Genomic DNA, 669 nt, shown 5'->3' on the forward strand with positions numbered 1-669 from the left:
TTGAAAGAGCATTTGCCTTGAGGCACCTTCGGTACTCGTGGCGGCTCATTTCTTTTACGGGGCGTATTGCGCCATGACGGTGTACGCGAACTGGTCCGAACCTTCTCCTAATAGGTCTCGGAGTGTTCGGAACGCTCCCGCCTCGGGCACCTGGTTGCGGTACTCAAACGCCGTGTCCACGCGCAGCAGGAAGAGCACCGCCTCCAAAAAGGACGCGTCCCGGTAGGGCCATGAAACCACGTTGTTGGTGTCCTGGAACAAACAGTGGTAATCAAAGTAATACAAGGTGCGAAAGTCGGCACTCACGCAGAGGTAGTCTTCGTGGAAAGAAGCAAAGTGAAGCATGGGTTCCCAACCGGACTCTTCAAGAGGTTCGAACGCACTATTCCATTGGATGCCGGCAATGGAGAGTTGAGGCAGGGTGGTGCCGGTCAGAAGCGTTTCCAATTGGGTGCGGCCCGCCTGGACGGCGTTCACCACCTGCACGTCGAACTGCCGGTCCACTTCGCGTTCGTAATCAGGGTTGGCGTACCGTGCGCGCAGCTCTTCGGCCGTGGGCCGGCAGGCGGTGACCTGTTCAACAAACCGTTCTATTTCCATCAATGGCAAGGTACGGACCGGTTTTCTGCAAGCCAGCCTGAGAACACTCGCTGGGTTCAGCAAAAAGGT

1 protein-coding gene is annotated in these 669 nt (G+C 56.8%); it reads right to left on the reverse strand.

Annotation, left to right across the window (positions count from 1 at the left end; translation table 11 throughout):
* Positions 1-54: 54 nt before the first annotated feature.
* On the reverse strand, positions 55-669 hold a 615-nt coding region (locus tag CDA63_RS20110; protein WP_206780471.1), incomplete at its 5' end, for a hypothetical protein.

The sequence above is a fragment of the Hymenobacter amundsenii genome, from assembly GCF_002204745.1.
Lineage (GTDB): Bacteria > Bacteroidota > Bacteroidia > Cytophagales > Hymenobacteraceae > Hymenobacter > Hymenobacter amundsenii.